This window comes from Lichenifustis flavocetrariae, assembly GCF_026130545.1.
GTDB classification, from domain to species: domain Bacteria; phylum Pseudomonadota; class Alphaproteobacteria; order Rhizobiales; family Beijerinckiaceae; genus Lichenihabitans; species Lichenihabitans flavocetrariae.
Window position 1 is genome coordinate 1 of sequence record NZ_JAMOIM010000032.1, and the last position, 19249, is coordinate 19249.

Here is a 19249-nt window from a genome sequence, read left to right on the forward strand (position 1 = left end):
GAAGACGGAAAATGGCAGCGTGGAACAACCAATACATGGAGCAAATCCTCACAGGCGTCTTTCATGCGTAACCCCTGCAGCAGTTCGCAACCGATCGACGGGAGAGCATCATGAGCGTCCGCTGGCCTTGACAAAGTGCCCGTGCCTCGACCCTGCGGAGTCCCGGTAGATGCCGCAGGCCTTGATCTCGGCACCGCATCGACGCTCATTGGTGTCGTCAAGGCCGATTACCAAGGGTCCAGAAGCCGCGAACCGACCGACCAGCGTCAGGAACAGGATGCGGGCGGCCGCCAAGGCGGACCAGTGGCACCGGTTCAGCACGGCATGGTAGAGGGCGAAACCGCATCGGTACTTTTGCCGGTGGCGCGGAGTGCTATACTGATGATGCGCCGATGGGGCGTCAAAATTGCGCCCTCGACCAGAACGCGGACGCGCCGTCATGTCGGATGCGTGAACAGAACAGTACCTGAAAGGGAACCAGCCAGTCCGCTGATCGGATCACAAGCAGGGCCGATCATCGCCGTCACTCCCAGATGAGGTTACCTCTTGGGGAGTCGAAAGCCGTCGGAATCGACTCAGCGACGGTCTTCAAAATGCGCAAAGTCGAGCTCAGGATCCAGCTGAAATCCACAAGGCCAGCTCGCCGACGGTCGTCCCGAATGCGGTATCGAGCGCCTCGACCGAGGTGGCGGCGTCTTCGGACGGACAGGGCACCTTGGCTTCGAAGAGCTTTGTACTCAGGACGCGCCCATCGGCGGACAGAAGCTTGGCCGAAAAGGCGACCTCCGCCATTCCGTCCGGTTTGGGTGTAAGATTGAACGCCCGTAGGTCGATCTGCAGCTGGCGATCATCCTTCCCGAACGTGGCCGGCGCGGTCAGGGTCGCGGCCAACCCTGCATCGTCAAAACTTTGCAGGATCTTGGCCTGAATCAGGGTCGGGAGCGCGTCGCTCCACTGCATCTCGCCGACCGTGGCGAGCTGACCGTCGGGAGAGCGGATGAGGAGCCGTTGCGTTTGCAAGGCGACGACGGCGGTTGGATTGACGACGAAAATTTGGCCCGGCGGCTTTGCGGCCGCCAAGCCTGACAGTTTCGGCGCGCTGAGATCGTAGAGCGGCGGCAGCACCTTGGCGGGACCGCCTCCGGTCATGCGCTCGAGGCCCGCCACCAAGCCGTCGACCTTGCCAGCGTTGCGGGCGAGCGCCCCCGTAAAAGTCTTCAAGCTGTCCATCGTGGATTTGATGGCATCGGCATTGTCGCCGAGGATTGTGTCAACCTGTTTCAGGGTGTCGCGCGCCATGTCGGTAAGGCTGCGGCCGGCTGCGGGGTCGGCGACGAGGGTGCCGAGCTCCGCGCCTTGACGGACCAGCGGCAGCGCCGACGGGCTTCCGCCCTGGAGCGACACGGCTGCCGTTCCCATCAGACCCTGGCTCTCGATACCGGCCACCGTGTCCTGCCGCACAGGCGTGCCTGTTGCGACCGCAATGGTCGCCAGCACGTGCCGGGGATCCTGGGGGTCGAGCGAGACGCGTGACACCGCGCCGACCCGCATGCCGTCGAACAGCACAGCCGCGCCGGGCTGCAGCCCGGACACCGATCCACCGAACCGCACCTGATACGTGTCCTGCACCCCGAAACCGTTCGTGCGATTGAGCCAGAGCACGAAGCCGAAGACCGCCACGATGACGGCAAGCGCGAAGGTGCCGATCGTGAGATAGCGCGCGTTGGTTTCCATCAGGGTTGCTCCGGCGATGGCTGCGGACCGCCGGCTCGCGCCCGCTTGCCGCCGAAATAGGCCTTCACCCAGGGGTGTTCGCAGGCCAGCATGGTGGCCATGGGTCCGAGCGCGACGATTCTGCCGTCCGCCAGCGCCGCAATGCGGTCGCAGACGGCTTCCAGGCTGTCGAGATCGTGCGTGGCCATGAAGACGGTCAGGCCGAGAGTCTTCTGGAGCGTCTTGATCAGGGCATCGAACGCGCCGGCCGCGATCGGGTCGAGCCCGGAGGTGGGCTCGTCCAAAAATACGATGTCGGGTTCGAGCGCCAGCGCGCGAGCCAGAGCCACGCGCTTGGTCATGCCGCCCGAGAGTTCGGCCGGGTATTTCTCCGCATCATCGGGGCTGAGGCCGACCATCCCGAGCTTGGTCAGCGCGACCTCGGTCCGCAGCCGGTCGGGCAGATCAAGATATTCGCGCATGGGAAATTCGACGTTCTGGCAAACCGTCAAGGCGGAGAAGAGCGCGCCTTGCTGGAATAGAACGCCCCAGCGGCGCTCGACGGTGCGCATTGCCTCGGGGCTGATTGCATCGCGATCCGCGCCCAGAATGTCGATACGTCCGCTCGTCTTCGGCAACAGCCCGAGAATGGTCCGCATCAGCACGGATTTGCCGCCCCCAGAGGCGCCGACGAGCCCGAGCACCTCGCCGCGGCGAACATCGAGGCTGAGGTGGTCGAGGACGATCTTGTCGCCGAAGCCGACGACAAGATCGTGGACGCTGATGGCCGGGGTCGTGGGAGCGTCCATCCCCTACATTCCGATCGCGGCGAAGATCATGGCGAACAAGCCGTCGAGGACGATCACCAGGAAGATCGATTCGACCACGGAGGCTGTTGTGCGGAGGCCGAGCGACTCGGCGCTGCCTTGCACCCGCATCCCCTCAGCGCAGGCGACGACGCCGATCACCAGCGCCATGAACGGCGCCTTGAGGAGCCCCACTTCGAGATGCGTGACCGAGACGGCTTCCCGCAGCCGTGCGAGGTAAATGCCCGGATTCATGCCGCCGTAGAACCAAGCCACCAGCCCGCCACCCAGGAGCGCCGCCATGGCGCCGATAAAGGCGAGGCACGGCAGCGCCACCACGAGCGCGATGATGCGCGGCAGGATCAGCACCTCGACGGGATCGAGCCCCATGGTCCGCAAGGCGTCGATCTCCTCGCGCATCTTCATGGACCCGAGCTCGGCCGTGTAGGAGCTGCCGGAGCGACCTGCCACCATGATGGCGACCACCAGCACGCCAAGCTCCCGGAGCACCAGGATGCCGACGAGGTCGACGACATAGCTTTCGGCGCCGAACTTGCGGAAATTGAAGATGCCCTGCTGGGCCACGATGGCGCCGATCAGGAGCGTGATCAGCGCGATGATCGGGATCGCCTGGAACCCGACGCGATCGAGTTGATGGACGGCCGAGGTGAGGCGGAAGCGTCGGGGGTGTCGGATCAGGCGTCCCGCCGCGGCGCTGATCGCGCCGAGCATGGTCAGAAAGACCGTGACATCATGGGCCGTGTTGCTGAGACCGCGGCCGAGCCCTGCGACGGCGGCAAAACGATCGGCATTTTGGGGTGCTGCGGGCTCACGCAGACCGACGCGCTCGACGGCCGCCAACAGGCCGCTGTAGCCCTTAGGCAACCCTGATATGGACACCGTCTGCCCGCGCGCTCTCGCCGTCGCGATCAGTCGGTCCAGAAGACATGCACCGAAGGTATCGACAGTGCTCACCGCATGAAGATCGACCGCAACCGCTCCCGAACGCGACGCATCGCTGGCGGCCTGAACCAGCGGATCGAGGCCAGCCACAGTGGCGACAGTCCAGGATCCCTCCGCCACAATGGACGTCGACCCGCCGGCGAGGGCCGTCCAGCGGAGATGGTCCCCCGATGCTGAGACGGTCACCGGCGATTGATCCGCTGCGGCTTTCCGGCCCTGTCTTTCGTCAGGCCGGACCCGCCGAGCGTTGTCGAACGATTAATGATATCCAATGTCGGCCCGAACCTTTCCGCGGAACACCCAGTAGGACCAGCTGGTGTAGAGCAGGATGACGGGCAGCAGGATGAGCGTGCCGACCAGCAGGAAGGCCTGACTCTTGGGCGAGGAGGCGGCCTCCCACAGCGTGTAGCGGTAGGGCACGATCATCGGCCAGAGACTGATGGCGATCCCGAGATAGGACATCAGGAACAACCCGACCGTGCCCAGGAACGGGCCAAAGCTCGATGCCGCGTGGTCGAGCGATCGCCACACCGTCCAGGCCAGGAGCGCGGTGACGATCGGGATCGGCAGCAGCAGCGCGGTGTTCGGCCACGAGAACCAGCGCTCGGCGATCTGCGCCTGCGCGAGCGGCGTCCAGATGCTGACAGTGGCGATACAGGCCAGCACGCCGATCAGGCACCAGCGGCCATGTCGCCGCGCTGCGCGCTGAAGGTCGCCCTCGAGCTTCATGATCAACCAGCCGGCCCCGAGGAGGCCGTAGCCGAAGACGAGGGCGATGCCGGTGAGGATCGAGAAAGGCGTGAAGCAATCCAGGCTGGTGCCGACGAATTGCCGCCCGTCGATCTTGAACCCCTGGATGAAGGCACCCAGCACGACGCCTTGAGCGAAGGTTGCGACGATCGACCCATAGGCGAAACCGTGGTCCCAGAAGGTTCGGTGCGCCGCGTCCCGATAGCGGAACTCGAAGGCCACGCCGCGAAACACCAGCGCCAGCAACATGATGGCGACCGGGAAATAAACCGCCGGGATGACGATCACGAAGGCGAGCGGGAAAGCGGCCAGCAAGGCGACGCCCCCGAGGATCAGCCACGTCTCGTTGCCGTCCCAGACCGGTGCGATGCTGCTCATCACCAGATTGCGGGATCTCGTGTCGGGCGCCAGACCGTAGAGCATGCCGACTCCGAGATCGAAGCCGTCGAGCAGCACGTAGAGGAACACGCCGACGGCCAGGATCACGGTCCAGATCGGCACAAAGCTTTGGACGAAGGTCATGGCGCACTCCCCTCGGCGAGGGGCAGCGCGGCCACGGGTTGCATCGGCCGACCGCTCTCGATCGTGGCGTCGCCGAGGGCCGCAGGCCCGTGCCGGACGATCTTTGCCATGACCCACAGGCCGCCTGGATAGATGATGAGGTAGACCAGGATGTAGCCGATGAAAGTGACGAGCACGTCCCATCCGGTGAGAGAGGGCGTGACGGAATCCGCGGTTCGCATCAGCCCATAGACCGTCCAGGGCTGGCGGCCGACCTCGGTCGTGGTCCACCCGGCCAGGACGGCGACGAAACCGAGGATCGAGGCGCCCTGACAACTGCGAAGAAACGCGACGCTGGTGACGAACCGATCGCCCCGTCGCAGTACGGTGCCCCAGATCACCAGGGCCAGCATCAACAGGCCGCACCCGACCATGATGCGGAAGGCGAAGAACGGCGGGCCGACCGGTGGCCGCTGATCGACGGGCCAGTCCTTCAGCCCTTTGATCTCGCCGCGGAGGCTATGCGTGAGCAGCAAGCTGCCGAGCCAGGGGACCGCCACCTCGTTGTGCATCACTGCATTCTTGCCGTCCGGGATGCCGAACAGCGTCAGCGGAGCGGGCGAAGCGGTGTCGTAGCGCCCCTCGATCGCGGCCAGTTTCGCGGGCTGATGTTCGAGCGTGTTGAGCCCGTGCAGGTCACCGAGCACGATCTGCAGGGGCACCAGCGCAAGCAGCAGCCACAGCGTGGTCGACAGCATCAGCCGGCCCTCGACCACGAATGTGCGCCGCCGGATCAGCCAGGCCGCCACGCCGAGAACCACGAAGCCGGTTGTGATGTAGAAACCGCAAACCGTGTGGGCGAGCCGATAGGGGAAGGACGGGTTGAAGATGACCTGCCACCAGTCGGCGGGGAAGAACCGGCCGTCGACCACCTCGTAGCCGGCCGGCGTCTGCATCCAGCTGTTGACGGCGAGAATCCAGAACGAGGAGAACAGCGTTCCGAAGGCCACCATCAGGGCGGCGACGAAATGCGCCCAGCGCGGCACGAGGTTCCGGCCGAACAGCAGCACGCCGAGGAAGGCCGCTTCGAGAAAGAAGGCAGTCAAGCCCTCATAGGCCAGCAAAGGTGCGACGACATTTGCGGTCGCATCCGAGAAGCGGCTCCAATTGGTGCCGAACTGGAACGGCATGATGATGCCGGACACGACGCCCATGCCGAAACTGACCGAGAAGAGCTTGATCCAGAAGCCCGAGACCTGGAGGTAGATCTCCCGCTTTGTGACAAAATGCATCCCCTCCATGACGGCGATGAACGAGGCGACGCCGACCGTGAAGGCGGGCAGCAGGATATGCCAGGCGATGACCCACACAAACTGCAGGCGTGACAGGATCAGCGGGTCGAGATGCATGGCTTTTGCCTTCGCACGGAGGTCATCGCGGCGGCAGACATGCCCTGGATGTCGAAACGAAAGTGAAGCGCGCTCACGCGGGAATGTCGTGCAAGGCTAGAAACGCCTTGGCGAGCACGCGCGGGTCGAAGCGGCCCTGATAGACAGGAGGTGGCTCGCGATTAAGACCGAGCAGGGCGTAGGTCGCCGTCTGGGCCGAGCGGATCGAATATTCGACCGTGAACACCACATCGTCGGCTTGCTCGCAGAACTGGCCGATGAAGGCGAAATTCTTGGTGCCTTCGGGAGTGATCTGCGGGCGATCACCTTTTTCACGCCGGAGAAACTGGCTGGTGATGAAAGGCATCATGCAGGGGATGCAAATGCAGCTCTCGATGATTTCATGCGCCTCGGCGGTGATTCCCAGATGCCCGAGGATCTCCATCATGATCTCGCGGCCCGTGCAGTCCGACATCGGCTTGCCGACGAAATCTCCCGGTCGATCGACAACGAGACCGTAGCCCCAGCAGACGCCGACATCGGTCGGCTGACTGATGAAATGCGGCTGATGCGGGATGACGATCGAGGCGAGCCAACTGGATTCGGGAAAAGTGATGAGGCCGCCCTCGCCGGGCACATTGCCGGTGATCTCACGCACCCGCGTCAGAAACGTCTCGCTATGAAGGGTTGTGGTGAAAGACACCCATTTCGACTCGTCGACGTGGCCGGCGAAGACCGAGGGACGACCGAAAGCAGGGCGACCTTCGGCCATGTCCTCCCAAAGCGCCCAGGCGCCGCCGTCGTATTTGCCCTTGAGCTCAGGAACCTGATCCATGCCGCCGAGACTGGAGGCCTCCGTCATGGAGCCGAGCGTCACAAGAACGAGATCGTCCGGGCCGATGGCGATATCCTCGGGTTGCGTCCCGCGGCGGCAGACGATGGCCTCGACTCTCTCGGCGTCGCCATCGTCGCAGAACTTGAGTTTAGTAACCTGAGTGCGAAGTTCGAAGTTCACGCCCCGCTCGACCAGCCATTGCTGCAGCGGGCGGATCATGGAATCGTACTGGTTGTACACCGTCCGCATGATGCCCTCGAGCCGGCTGAAGCCCGAGACCATATGGGCGAACCGGACGAGATAGCGCTTGAACTCGATCGCGCTATGCCAGGGCTGAAACGCGAAGGTGGTGCACCACATGAACCAGAAATTGGTTTTGAAGAACGCCGGATCGAACTGATCCGCAATGCTCGTGCCGTCGAGCATGGCTTCAGGTTCCAAGGCGAGACGCTCGATCGTGAGGATGTGGGTCTCGCTCAATCCGAAGTCGGGCGCCGTTTGCCGTTTCCTATCGCGAACGAGCCGCGATTTCGACGACGTCTTCATCGTCTCGTTCCAGGTGAAGATTTCCTGCGTCACGGTCCGGCAGCCGTCGAGGGTGGGAATCGAGGCGAACAGATCGTAGGTGCAGAGATATTTGCGCTCGATCATGCGCCCGCCACGCAGGACATAGCCATCCCGTGCCGATCCCGCGCCGTCGAGACTGCCGCCGATCTTGTCCGATTCTTCGAGGAGGGTGATCGACTGTCCGAGAATATCGCCGTCGCGGATCATGAAGGCCGCCGCCGCCATGGATGCGATGCCGCCGCCCACCAGGTAGATCTTCGCTGCGTCCGGGTCGGCGCGCCGCCTGAGCGGAGTGTTGACCACCATGTCTCGACTGGAACCTTCCATGCGGCGCCCTTCCTTACAGCTGCTCAGACGATCGACAAATTGTTCTCGACCATGGTGACGCCTGGCGCGGCCCATGCGGTTTGGGCGGCGAGTTTTCTTTCATGAGATGATCGAACCGTCCCATTCAGCCGGATCGTTCCGGCTTCGGCGCTGACGTCGATGGTCTTCGGGTCGAAGAACCAGGAGCGATGCAGCGCATGGGTGATGTCATCGCTGACATTCGACACGATGACCCGCGGCTTGATCGTGATCTGATTGTCCAGGCCCACGACGCCCGGGAGGCGGCGGATCTCGGATTCAGTGGCTTCCTTCTGAAAATGCCACTCGACTTGCCCTGAGAGGGTCATCCAGCCTTTCTCGACCTTGATGGCGACCTTGTATTCAGGGTCCACCACATGCCAGGCGAGCCTGCCAATGGCTTCCCTTGCGATGTCATCGTCGTTGAGGAGACAGTCGGACTTCAGCCGGACTTCGAGCTCTTCCACCACGGCCTTCACGCCCTTGACCCGGCGCGTGGCAGCCTCCGCGGCGTGCTTCTCGCCGTAGCTTTCGACATGTCCGGAAAGCGAGACCACCCCCTGGTCGGCGGTGACGCCGATATGCGCCGCCGTCACGCTGGGGTCCCAGCTCAGTTCGGCGAGAACGGATTTCTGCAAGTCACGATCGTGGATCATGTCACCCTCGTTGAACATCGGCCAATCGTGTCGGGCAAGACCATGTCAGATTTGGAAATGGCGTGCCCGACCGAACAAGCGGACGTAGTCGTACAAACATCGCCAAGCTAGAATTGACCGGGGCGATGCCAAAAGCCGCGTCGACGCTCTTCGTTCTTTTGCTGTTTGGTGTCCCCCAACCCCTTGCAACCTAGTCTACGGACTCAGAACGGGCTTAGAAAGATTCGGAAACTACTCAGGCCATAGTTCGCGAAGGCATTGCGCTGGTTTGTTTGGTGTAAGTCAGTTGACTTGCGGGACCCGGATCGTGATCGTCATGGCATGTCACCCTTCGATCGTTGCTTTTCGCGCCTCCAATCGCTTGTAGAAGGCAAGCATGAGAGTGCCGTCGTGATGGCGGAAAGCTCGCTCGAATAGCTTCTGCAAGCATCGCTCGGCGGCCGCGTAGACTCGGCCCGGATCCGGGGTGAATTATAGTCCCTGCTCCTGTGCCGAACTGTGAGGTGGCTCAGTTTGGCTAAACGACGTGCGACATCGGTTCCGCAACGATGTCGAGGTTCGGAAACTACCTATGGCGCCTGGGCACGCTTGGCGGCATCCGGATAGGACAGCGCCGTCTCCAATCCGGCACGAAAAGCCTCAAAGTTGACCGCCATCACGAACGCCACCAGTCGACCGTCGAGCTCTTCACCCGCGCCGCCTGACTGGGCCGCGATCGGCCAGAGTTGCGATTAGGTCTTTTCGTGTCTCTGGGCAGGCGGGGCGCCACATTTGCGGTTGTTCACGGCACGAGCACTGCGGCGCCATCGAACCGGCCAGCGCGCAGGTCCTCAAGCGCTTTGTTGGCTTGTTCGAGCGGGTAGACCGTCGTTTTGACGACAATGCCGATCTTCGGAACCAGCCCGAGGAAATCGATTCCATCCTGGCGGGTAAGGTTGGCAACTGACAGCAGTTGGCGCTCTTCCCAAAGAATTTGGTACGGAAAGCTTGGGATGTCGCTCATATGGATCCCGGCGCAAACCACGCGCCCGCCCTTGCGGACTGCCTTCAGCGCCTGGGGAACGAGGTCACCCACGGTTGCGTAGATGATTGCCGCGTCGAGCGGCTCCGGGGGCATCTCATCAGAGCCGCCTGCCCAAGTGACGCCCAGGGTGCGAGCAAAGATCTGCGTGCCTGTATCCCCGGGCCGAGTGAAGGCGAAGACCTCCCGGCCCTGCCACTTGGCGACCTGGGCGACGATGTGGCCAGCGGCGCCGAACCCGTAGAGTCCCAACCGCTTACCGTCGCCGGCGATCTTCAGGGAGCGCCAGCCGATCAGGCCGGCGCAAAGTAGCGGCGCCAGTGACACGTCGCTGCCGGTCTCGCCGAGCGGAAAAGCAAAGCGCGCGTCGGCGATGACTGCGGTCGCGAAGCCTCCGTCACGTGTGTAGCCCGTGAACAGCGGCGCGTCGCAAAGATTTTCCCTATTTGCTTCGCAATAGGGGCAGACGCCGCAGGTATGGCCGAGCCAGGGAATTCCCACCCGCTCACCCATGGCGAGCCCTGCAACGCCTGGTCCGATCGCATCGATACGGCCAACGATCTCGTGGCCGGGGATGACCGGTGACTTCGGGTCGGGCAATTCACCGTCCAGAACGTGCAGGTCGGTGCGACAGACGCCGCATGCGAGGACCTTGATCCGCACCTCGCCGTCCCCGGGCTGTCGGTCAGGCAATTCCGTCCATTTGAGCGGGGACCCCGGCCTGTTGAGCACCATCGCCTTCATGGTTTCGTCCTTGGTCTGATTGGGCGAGTGGTCGCTGGCAACAGTGAAATGCTTGTCAGCTGACTATGCATCCAATTGCGCCCTGAGCTTTTGCAGCACCCGTGGCAGAACCCCTTGTAGATCCTCTGCGACGAGCCCCAGCCCGAATTCCGCCGCTGCCGCGCCGTGAATCCAGGCGCCAGCCGCGGCGGCCTCGAACCCGGTCATTCCCTGGGCCAGCAGCCCGCTGATAAAACCAGTCAGGACATCACCGCTCCCGCCGGTCGCGAGCTGCGGCGGCGCATTGGAATTGATGATCGCGCGCCCGTCCGGTGCCGCGATGACGGTATCCGACCCCTTGAGCAGGACAATGGCTCCGCTTTGCCTGGCGGCTGCGCGCGCGCGCTCCAGTTTGTCGCCCTCGAAATGAAACAGGCGCATGAACTCCCCATCGTGCGGGGTCATCACGCAGGGCCCATCGATCGCACGAAACAGATCCTCTGGCGCTTCGGCGAAAGAGGTCAGCGCGTCGGCATCGAGCACTGTCGCCCGTTTCATTGCCAGCGCGGCGGCGACGTAACGACGGGTCAGCGTTCCGACGCCCGCGCCCGGGCCGATTGCGATGACCGTACGACGCTTGTCAGCCAGCAAAGCCTGCCAGCCCGAGACTCCCTCAAAGCTGTCCACCATCACATTGGTCAAGGCCGTGGCGTAGATGCTCCACACCGCCTTTGGCGCCGCCAGCGTCACCATGCCGGCGCCGGCGCGGGACGCGGCCAAGGCGGTCATTCGACTGGCCCCCGTTATCGCCTCTCCACCGAGGACCAGGACCTCGCCGCGCTTATACTTGTAGCTTTCGGGCTCTGGCCATGGATAGCCGCCCAGCCAAAGGCCGGGACCGTTCTCCCAGGTGTTCGGGCCGATGGCGTCAAGCACCGACACTGGAGTGCCGATGTCGGCCACCAAGATGTCGCCGCACAGCGCTCGTCCCGGATAGAGCAGGTGCCCGGGCTTCTTGCGAAAAAAGGTCACCGTCAGGTCAGCCGGCGCCGCCGCACCGCGCACTCTCCCGGAGGCGCCGTCGAGGCCACTCGGGACATCGACAGCACAAATGGGAACACGGCGCGATTTCATGGCCTCAACGAGGATAGCCGCTTGGCCGTCCAAAGCACGAGACAGTCCAGCACCGAAGAGTGCATCGACGATCACCCCAGCGCCATCGAGACTGTCTGGTGTGAATGGCGCCAGCTCGTCTTTCCACATGCTGGCGACCCGAGCAGCGTCTCCAGATAGCTTTTCGCGTGAGCCAAGCAAAGCCACTTTCACCGGCCACCCCGCAGCGCTGAGATGGCGGGCAACGACGAAGCCATCGCCACCATTGTTGCCGGGGCCACACAGAACCGTAACCGGTCGCATCTGCCAGCGCTCGCCAACCGCGACTGCGACAGCGCCGCCGGCCGCCTCCATCATCGCAGCGCCGCTTACGCCGGCCGCCTCAGCTGCGCGGTCGGCGTCACCCATCTGGGTGGGCGTCAGAAGCGAGAGTTCGCTGTGTTCAAACTTAAGTTCGGTGATCATGTCCGTCCGCCAGCGAGAGTCACGATGGGCACCATCGATCCTCGCGGGACAGGATCGGAATTTACTCAGTAGAAGCCGTCTGAGTATTTTCCGATCCTACCGAACAGACATGAAATCGGCATTCTCACCAAGACTACCAGGAGGATCCAGGGGGGCCGATGATTGCTGTAAACGGCAACTTGCATGGGTCAAGGCTCCAGGTGGAACCTGTCACAGCCGTCCTAGCCTCGTCGCAAGGCTCGGCCGTCGCTTGCAGACGTCCTCATCCGCAACCCGCTGGAATTCCTCGCCAGCGTTCAGCCAGTCTCTTGGGTGAGAACACCAACCTGGGCACGCCGCAAAAGGAAGGCGATGACGATGCAAATAGGAATGATAGGCCTTGGACGGATGGGCGGAAAGATGGCCATCCGCTTGGTCAAGGCAGGCCACGACTGCGTCGTCTATGACCATGACAGCAGCGAGATCGCGACCGCTGCCGCCGAAGGCGCAAGGAGTGCGAAGAACCTTCCTGACTTGGTGAAGCTGTTGGAACGACCGCGGGCGGTGTGGCTCATGGTGCCGGCCGCTGCGGTCGATGCGGTGATCTCGACGCTGACGCCGCTTCTTTCGCCGGGTGACGTCGTGCTCGATGGTGGCAATTCCTACTACCATGATGACATCCGGCGCGCGGGCGAGTTGCGCACGAAGGACTTGCACTATGTCGACGTTGGCGTAAGCGGCGGCGTTTGGGGCCTGGAGCGTGGCTTCTGCCACATGATCGGTGGCGATACAGACATCGTGCAGCGGCTCGACCCGATCTTTCGTGCATTGGCGCCAGGCGTCGACGCCGCATCGAGAACCGTCGGCGCGACCGGCAAACCGTCGAATGCAGAGATGGGTTTCCTCCATTGTGGGCCGACCGGCGCCGGGCATTTCGTGAAGATGGTCCACAACGGGATCGAATACGGGATGATGGCCTCTTACGCCGAAGGCTTGAACATCCTCAAACACGCCAATGCCGGGCTTCTTGCCCCGGCGAAGACAGATGCCGAAACCACGCCGTTACGTCGGCCCGATCTCTACAAATACGACATCGACCTGCCGCAGGTTGCCGAGATGTGGCGGCGCGGCAGCGTTATCTCCTCATGGCTGCTGGACCTCGCTGCGGCGGCACTCAGGGAAAGTCCAGCGCTGGATGGCTATGCCGGGCGGGTATCCGATTCTGGTGAAGGCCGGTGGACCCTGCAGGCAGCCATCGACGAGAGCGTGCCGGCGCCGGTGATCTCGGCCGCCCTGTTCGCCCGCTTTGGTTCCCGCGGCGAGGCCGACTACGCCGACCGGGTCCTTTCAGCACTCCGCTTCGGGTTCGGCGGCCATCTGGAAAAGACCGATGAACGACATTGAGGCACGCTTCATCACCCGCGATCTCTACAACGTGACCTTGAGGCTGTGTACCGGGTCGACCGCCATCCGCCGGAGGCCATCGTTCTGCATTGGGAGGGGCCTATGATGGATTGGGACGATCTCCGCTTCTTTCTCGCGATCGCCCGCACCGGCGGCCTGTCCGGAGCCGCCAAGAGCTTGCACGTGGCCCAGTCAACGGTGGGCCGCCGCCTCGCGTCGCTCGAGGCGAACCTCGGCGTTCGCCTCCTGAACCGGACTCCAAACGGCTACGTGCCCACCTTGGCCGGCAGCGACGTTCTCAAGCAGGCCGAACGCGTCGAGGTGGAGGCCCGTGCGCTGGAGCGGCAAGTTGTCGGACGCGACTTGCGCATGGCGGGCTATGTCCGTGTCACCTGCGCGGAGACGATCGCCAGCAACCTCGTCGCGCCCTGCCTCGGGACACTGTACGAAACACAACCCGACATCCTGATCGAATTGATCCCCAACCCGAAGGAACTAAGTCTCGCAATGCGTGAGGCCGACATTTCCATCCGGCTCCGACCGCCCCTCCAGCACGATCTGGTTGTCCGCCGCATCGGGACACTCGCCTTCGGGCTCTACGCCAGCCCCGGCTACTTCGAACGGCACGGCGAATGCGATTACGATGCGGGCTGTCCCGGCCACCGCCTGATCACCCAGCTCGAAGGCATGCAGGACGCGACCCAGACGGACTGGCTGGCAGAGCTTGCGCCCCGGGCACGCATTGCCATGCAGACCACCAGCCACGCCGCAGCACTGGCGGCCGCAAAACAGGGCGGAGGCTTGGCCTGCCTCGTTCGCTTCTGCGCGGACGCCGACGTTGGGCTCGTTCGGCTCAAGTCACCGCCGGTTCCGGTCCCGAGCACCGGCATTTGGCAGGTCGTGCACAAGGACAATCGCGATACCCCTCGCATCCGGGTCGCCCTCGATCACATCACAAAATGGGTCCGCCAACGCGGCGACGAACTCGATCCCGCACAAGACCGACCCCAATGCGCGTCGGCAGCATGACGGCGCGTTATCCGATGTCGATAGAAGGGCTGCCAGATTCTGCATGATAGAAGGGCCGCGCGGCCTTCTCGGGGCGGAGGCAGGGTCGACCAACGTGTGAACAGTTCGCCCCATTCGCTGCTCGGCATGCGAATGGGACTTACGTAAAATGCGAAAAACGGTGGGTGGCCCCGATCGGCGCGCTACTCGGCAGCAATCGGCTCGAAAGGTGGCTCCTCCGCATCGTCCGCCGCCGCCGCCAGGGCCAGGCGCGCGAGGGCTGGCATAGACTTCGAACCCGTTCGCTTCATGATCGACGCCCGGTGGTTTTCGACGGTGCGTTGACTGATGCCAAGGTCCGCAGCGATGTTCTTGCTGGGCTGGCCCCCGAGAACGAGATCCATGATCTGGTGCTGGCGCGGCGTGAGGTCGGCCACTTGGCGGGCGGCCTTTTCCCGCCAGGCGAACAGCTTGCTCTGATCGCGTGATTGGTCGAGGGCGCGGTTGACGGCGGCAAGCAGCTCGTCGCGCCCGACCGGCTTCTCGATGAAGTCCGACGCGCCCGCCTTCATGGCCCTGACCGCCATGGGCACGTCGCTGCGCCCGGTGATCATGATGGCCGGGAGGCGATGTCTCTCGGCCCTCAGCCGCCGCAGGAGTTCAAACCCGTCCATGCCGGGCAGGTAGGCATCGATGAGGAGGCACGTGCCGTGTCCGGGATGGTAGGCTTCGAGAAACGCCTCGCATGAGGCGAATGCCTTAACGCGATGGCCGGCCTCCTCAAGGACGATTTGCACGGCATCGCTCACCGTCTTGTCGTCGTCGACGACGAAGATGGTTGGAGGCGCAGCACCGTTCGCAGGCGCGGAGGTTACTTGCGGGCGTGGAAGCGAGACCAATGGACCATGAGGCAGCAGACGCCGTACGGCTTCCATCAAGGCCTCTAATTTCACCGGCTTTGTGAGCAGGACGCATTTGCTGAGGGAGATGTCCCGCAGGGTTTGCGTCGATATATCCCCGGTCAAAACGATGACCGGGATCTCGCGCTTGAGGACTTCGCCAAGCTTGAGACCGGCTTCGAGCCCGTTAGGCCCGTTCGGAAGATTGTAGTCGGCGAGAAGGAGATCTGGATGGATCTCGCCCCGGGCCACGAGTTCAAGCGCCATGGGGACGTCGGACGCTGTCGTCACCTGGTAACCATCGTCCTTGAGGAACAGGGCTAGGGCGTCCCGGACTGTCGGATCATCTTCGATAACCAGGATCATTGTCTTGCGGACACCATCGGCAGCCTCCTCGCGCCGACGGGGCGGCGGAGCGGACGCCGGCCTGGCCGTTCCGTTAGGCACGATTCGGACTTCGATCATGAAGGCCGATCCCTTGCCGGTCGTGGAGCGGACGCGTACCGGATGACCGAGCATGCTTCCGAGACGCTGCACGATGGAAAGCCCGAGCCCGAGCCCCAGATGACGTTCCCGCGCCTTGTTGTCGATCTGGTGATATTCGTCGAAGATGGCCTGCAGCTCATCTTGGGGGATCCCGATGCCGGTGTCCCAGATCTCGATGGAGAGCGTCGCCCCATGGCGTCGGCATCCGATCAGGACTTTGCCGCGCTTCGTGTATTTCAGAGCGTTTGACAACAGGTTGCGGATCATCTGCTCAAGCAGATGCGGGTCGGTTTCGACCGCGAGGCTGCACGGGACCACGTGAAACCCGAGATCCTGCTCGCCGGCGTGCCAGCTGAACTCCGCCCGCAACCGGTCGAGGAGATCGTTCATGGCAAAGGCCGTGACCGCCGTGTCGACCGTGCCGGCCTCGAGTTGGTTGATGTCGAGCATCGTGTTCAGCATCGTCGACATTGAGGACGCCGTGTCATCGAGCTTGGCGACGAGTTCCAAGGCCTGCTCGGTGCGCCGCTCCAAAATCCGTTTGGCCAGAACCCCGCGGATCAGCTTGAGCGCCTGCAGTGGTTGACGAAGATCGTGACTGGCAGCCGCGAGAAACCGGGATTTCGCGATATTGGCCGTCTCGGCCTGCTGCTGCGAGGCCTCCAGCGACTTGGCCACGCGCTTTCGCTCGGTGATGTCGGTGAAGGTGATCACCACCCCTTCCACTCCTCTGTCCGAGGTGTGGTAAGGCAGAATCCGACGTACAAACCATAACCCTTGCTGCCCCTCGATTTCGCGCTCGAGGGTCGAGCCATCCCGCAGCACCGCATGCGCGTCGGCCACAAGGGCGCCGTCCATGGCCAAAGCATGAAGGTCCGTGAGGGGCCGGCCGACGTCACTGGGGATGATACTGAACAGCGACTTGGTGGCCGGCGTGAAGAAGCGGATGCTCAGCTCGGTGTCGAGGAAGAGCGTCGCGACATCCGTGCTGTAGAGCACGTTCTGGAGATCGTTCGACGTCGTGCGCTGCCGCTCCAGGGTCTCCTGAAGCTGGCTGTTCAGAGCCGTCAGCTCCTCGATGAGCGCCTGCAACTCCTCCTTGGAGGCGAGCAGTTCCTCGTTGGTCGACTGATATTCTTCACGCACCGAGGAGGCTTCCTCGTTGATCGCCTTCTGCTCTTCGGCGGAGGCGTCGAGACTCCGGGTCACATCCTGGAGCTCCTGTCGTGCGGCATCGAGTTCGCGTTCGAGATCGGCGATGCGCGGCGACCCGCTCGCAGCCACGGGATGGCCGTCGTCGTGCCCATGGCGCGGCGTATCGACGAAGCAGACAAGCAGGAGATCTTCGCCCTCGCTGATGAGGGGCTGGACGTCGATGCTGAACGATGTCGTCTGGCCGTCCTGCTTGAGCCGACCGCCTGCCAGGACGACCCTGCCATTCTCGCGCGCGGCCCTCTGGAGGGCCGACCGGAGCTTGGTCCGCACGTCTGGGCGCGCCATGACGAGAAGATCCTGACTTGGCTGACCCAGGGCCACCTGCAGGAATCGATCGATCGGTCCGAGCGAAAACAGACACTCGTGCCGACGGTTCAACAGCACAGTTGCCGGCGCATGCGCATCCAGCACGGTCGTCCGACAGAGTTGCGCAAGGACGCTCTGGCGGGATGGCACTGCCGGCGCTTCGACGCGGGCAATCGATTTCACCCCGTCGCCTGCCCCCCGCAGAAAGGCGAACTCCCCCATCCGGTTGCGGCCGACGCGCCGATAGAGGCGTTCCGTCTTCGCGATCACCTCGAACCGCCCCTCAGCCCTGCCGACCGTCTCGGCGCTGCCGAGCAGCAGGATGCCGCCTGGGCGAAGCGCGAAATGGAGGAGCGCAACCACATTCGCCTGCGCTTCAGGACCGAGATAAATCATCAGGTTTCGGCAGGAGACGACATCGAGCCGCGAGAAAGGCGGATCGGACAGGAGATCCTGGACCGTGAACACCACGAGGGCGCGGAGGTCTGGAAGCACCCGATAGTGACCGTCCTCCTTGGCGAAGAAGCGGGTCAGTCGGCGTCGCGAGACATCCGCCTCGATGGTCTCGGGATAGAGCCCTTCGCGCGCCAGAGCGACGGCATCAGGGTCGACATCGGACGCGAAGATCTGCAGCTTGATCTCCCGCTTCGCGGCCGTGATCGCTTCCCGAAACAGCATGGCGAGCGAATAGGCCTCCTCGCCCGTGCTGCACCCGGCGATCCAGATGCGAAGGAGTTGGTCCGGCGGGTGGGTGCGGAGCATGTCGGGGACCACGTCCTTCGCCAGTTTGGCGAAGACCGCCGGGTCGCGGAAGAAGCTCGTGACGTTGATCAGGAGATCCTTGGCTAGCAGCTCGACCTCGTCAGGATCGACGCGCAGTCGCTCCAGATAGCGGCCCATGTCGAGTGTCTCGATCGAGGCCATGGCCATGCGACGCTCAATCCGCCGCTGTAGCGTTCCCGTCTTGTAGGATGTGAAATCATGCGAGGTCCGCGTTCGCAGGAGTTCGACGATCTCCGGCAGCCGATTGGTCGAAGGCGGCGTCGGCGCCGTCTGCGTCGGCTCATGCATCTCGCTTTGTCGGCTATGCGAGAGAAGAGCTGCGGCGATCTTGGCGACCGGAAGCACGAGATCGACGGCGCCCGTCGCGATGGCGCTCTGCGGCATGCCGTCATAGCCGGCTTCGCGCGGGTCTTGAGCGATGATGAGCCCGCCTTTCTCCTTGATGGTGGCAAGCCCCAGGCTGCCGTCGCTCCCGGTCCCCGACAGGATCACGCAGACCGTGCGTTGACCGCAGTCCTCCGCCAGCGAATGCAGAAGCACGTCGAAGGGCAGGCGCGGGCCGCGTTGGGTCCGTGGCTTGGCGAGGTGCAGAGTGCCCAGGCGCACAGAGAGATATTGCCCAGGCGGAATGACATAGAGGTGGTCGGATTCGAGCCGCACCCCGTCGGCCGCCTCTTGCACGACCATCGACGTATGGGTGGCCAGCAGATCCACCATCATGCTGGCGTGGTTTGGCTCGAGATGCTGGACAAGGATGAAGGCCATGCCGCTTTTGGCCGGCATGGCTTCGATCAGCTTGGTGCAGGCATCGAGCCCGCCCGCGGAAGCCCCGACACCGACGATCGGGAAGTCGCCGGATGATGGGGTCGGCGGCCCGCGCGCCAAGATTGACCGCGGGTTCGACTGAGTTCCGTCCGCTTCGCCGCGCAGAGCACGCTTCTCTGACATGATGGAGGCTTTCGTTCGACGCGCAGCTTCAGCGTAGCATAGGCCAGCGGGCTCGTCGCGATCCATCGCGCCGTCCGGCTTTTCAAATAATATCAAAGCATAGAGGAGTCCTGATCGTGCAATAGACGTTCAGAATAAACTCTTCTCAAGTCTGCCGGTCGGTTATCGTCTTCAACAGCGACAAAGCGACGATGCGGGATCGTGTCCTAAGCTGGCAAGAGCATGATCTCGTGACGGATTGCTCAACCGGTTCCCCGCATGGCGCACCACCAGACCCGACGGGTGGCCGATTGCGACGGAAATCGCTTGCCACCTGATCTCCACGCCGTGGGACGCATAGGTAATTTCCGACCCTACCGCCTCGGCCTTTCGGCG

Annotated in this window: 12 protein-coding genes; 2 read left to right on the top strand and 10 right to left on the bottom strand. The window is 63.5% G+C overall.

The features are described from left to right. Positions 1–609: 609 nt before the first annotated feature. The 9 genes from M8523_RS27690 to M8523_RS27730 form a co-directional block, all read right to left on the bottom strand. Positions 610–1734: an ABC-type transport auxiliary lipoprotein family protein gene (locus M8523_RS27690; protein WP_282588118.1), complete on the bottom strand. Its 1125-nt coding sequence runs from the start codon at positions 1732–1734 to the stop codon at positions 610–612. Continuing rightward, positions 1734–2522 carry an ABC transporter ATP-binding protein gene (locus tag M8523_RS27695; RefSeq protein WP_282588119.1) on the bottom strand — a complete coding sequence of 263 codons (789 nt, stop codon included), beginning with the start codon at positions 2520–2522 and terminating at the stop codon, positions 1734–1736. The genes M8523_RS27690 and M8523_RS27695 overlap by 1 nt, the downstream gene beginning before the upstream one ends. A 3-nt stretch (positions 2523–2525) precedes the next feature. Continuing rightward, the gene (locus M8523_RS27700) at positions 2526–3668 is read right to left on the bottom strand and encodes an ABC transporter permease (protein WP_282588120.1); all 1143 of its coding nucleotides are present in this window, start codon (positions 3666–3668) and stop codon (positions 2526–2528) included. A 72-nt stretch (positions 3669–3740) separates the two neighbouring features. Next, a complete protein-coding gene (gene cydB, locus M8523_RS27705) occupies positions 3741–4754 on the bottom strand; it encodes a cytochrome d ubiquinol oxidase subunit II (RefSeq protein ID WP_282588121.1) in 1014 nt (337 codons plus the stop codon). After that, positions 4751–6142: a cytochrome ubiquinol oxidase subunit I gene (locus tag M8523_RS27710; RefSeq protein WP_282588122.1), complete on the bottom strand. Its 1392-nt coding sequence runs from the start codon at positions 6140–6142 to the stop codon at positions 4751–4753. Before M8523_RS27710 ends, cydB begins: the two co-directional genes overlap by 4 nt. 73 nt (positions 6143–6215) lie before the next feature. Further along, positions 6216–7850 (bottom strand): oleate hydratase, encoded by a 1635-nt coding sequence (locus M8523_RS27715; protein ID WP_282588123.1) that lies wholly within the window; start codon positions 7848–7850, stop codon positions 6216–6218. A 23-nt stretch (positions 7851–7873) separates the two neighbouring features. Continuing rightward, positions 7874–8524 carry a BON domain-containing protein gene (locus M8523_RS27720; protein WP_282588124.1) on the bottom strand — a complete coding sequence of 217 codons (651 nt, stop codon included), beginning with the start codon at positions 8522–8524 and terminating at the stop codon, positions 7874–7876. Between the two features lie 781 nt (positions 8525–9305). Further along, entirely contained in the window at positions 9306–10289 is a 984-nt protein-coding gene (locus M8523_RS27725; protein ID WP_282588125.1) for a zinc-dependent alcohol dehydrogenase family protein, read from the bottom strand. 63 nt (positions 10290–10352) lie between these two features. Further along, positions 10353–11846 carry an NAD(P)H-hydrate dehydratase gene (locus M8523_RS27730; RefSeq protein WP_282588126.1) on the bottom strand — a complete coding sequence of 498 codons (1494 nt, stop codon included), beginning with the start codon at positions 11844–11846 and terminating at the stop codon, positions 10353–10355. A 357-nt stretch (positions 11847–12203) separates the two neighbouring features. On the opposite strand from M8523_RS27730, the gene gnd reads away from it, so the two are divergent. Together gnd and M8523_RS27740 are read left to right on the top strand one after the other, a co-directional pair. Further along, positions 12204–13229, top strand: coding sequence for a phosphogluconate dehydrogenase (NAD(+)-dependent, decarboxylating) (gene gnd / locus M8523_RS27735; protein ID WP_282588156.1), 1026 nt, complete (start codon positions 12204–12206; stop codon positions 13227–13229). A gap of 102 nt (positions 13230–13331) precedes the next feature. Next, positions 13332–14258 (top strand): LysR family transcriptional regulator, encoded by a 927-nt coding sequence (locus M8523_RS27740; protein WP_282588127.1) that lies wholly within the window; start codon positions 13332–13334, stop codon positions 14256–14258. A gap of 182 nt (positions 14259–14440) precedes the next feature. On the opposite strand, the gene M8523_RS27745 is transcribed toward M8523_RS27740, so the two are convergent. Next, positions 14441–18874, bottom strand: a complete 4434-nt coding sequence (locus M8523_RS27745) for a chemotaxis protein CheB (RefSeq protein ID WP_282588128.1) — start codon at positions 18872–18874, stop codon at positions 14441–14443. Positions 18875–19249 lie beyond the last annotated feature (375 nt).

Coding starts and splice junctions, on each gene's coding strand:
- M8523_RS27690 (WP_282588118.1), bottom strand. CDS start 1,734: ATGGAAACCAACGCGCGCTATCTCACGATCGGCACCTTCGCGCTTGCC.
- M8523_RS27695 (WP_282588119.1), bottom strand. CDS start 2,522: ATGGACGCTCCCACGACCCCGGCCATCAGCGTCCACGATCTTGTCGTC.
- cydB (WP_282588121.1), bottom strand. CDS start 4,754: ATGACCTTCGTCCAAAGCTTTGTGCCGATCTGGACCGTGATCCTGGCC.
- M8523_RS27710 (WP_282588122.1), bottom strand. CDS start 6,142: ATGCATCTCGACCCGCTGATCCTGTCACGCCTGCAGTTTGTGTGGGTC.
- M8523_RS27715 (WP_282588123.1), bottom strand. CDS start 7,850: ATGGAAGGTTCCAGTCGAGACATGGTGGTCAACACTCCGCTCAGGCGG.
- M8523_RS27720 (WP_282588124.1), bottom strand. CDS start 8,524: ATGATCCACGATCGTGACTTGCAGAAATCCGTTCTCGCCGAACTGAGC.
- M8523_RS27725 (WP_282588125.1), bottom strand. CDS start 10,289: ATGAAGGCGATGGTGCTCAACAGGCCGGGGTCCCCGCTCAAATGGACG.
- M8523_RS27730 (WP_282588126.1), bottom strand. CDS start 11,846: ATGATCACCGAACTTAAGTTTGAACACAGCGAACTCTCGCTTCTGACG.
- gnd (WP_282588156.1), top strand. CDS start 12,204: ATGCAAATAGGAATGATAGGCCTTGGACGGATGGGCGGAAAGATGGCC.
- M8523_RS27740 (WP_282588127.1), top strand. CDS start 13,332: ATGATGGATTGGGACGATCTCCGCTTCTTTCTCGCGATCGCCCGCACC.
- M8523_RS27745 (WP_282588128.1), bottom strand. CDS start 18,874: ATGTCAGAGAAGCGTGCTCTGCGCGGCGAAGCGGACGGAACTCAGTCG.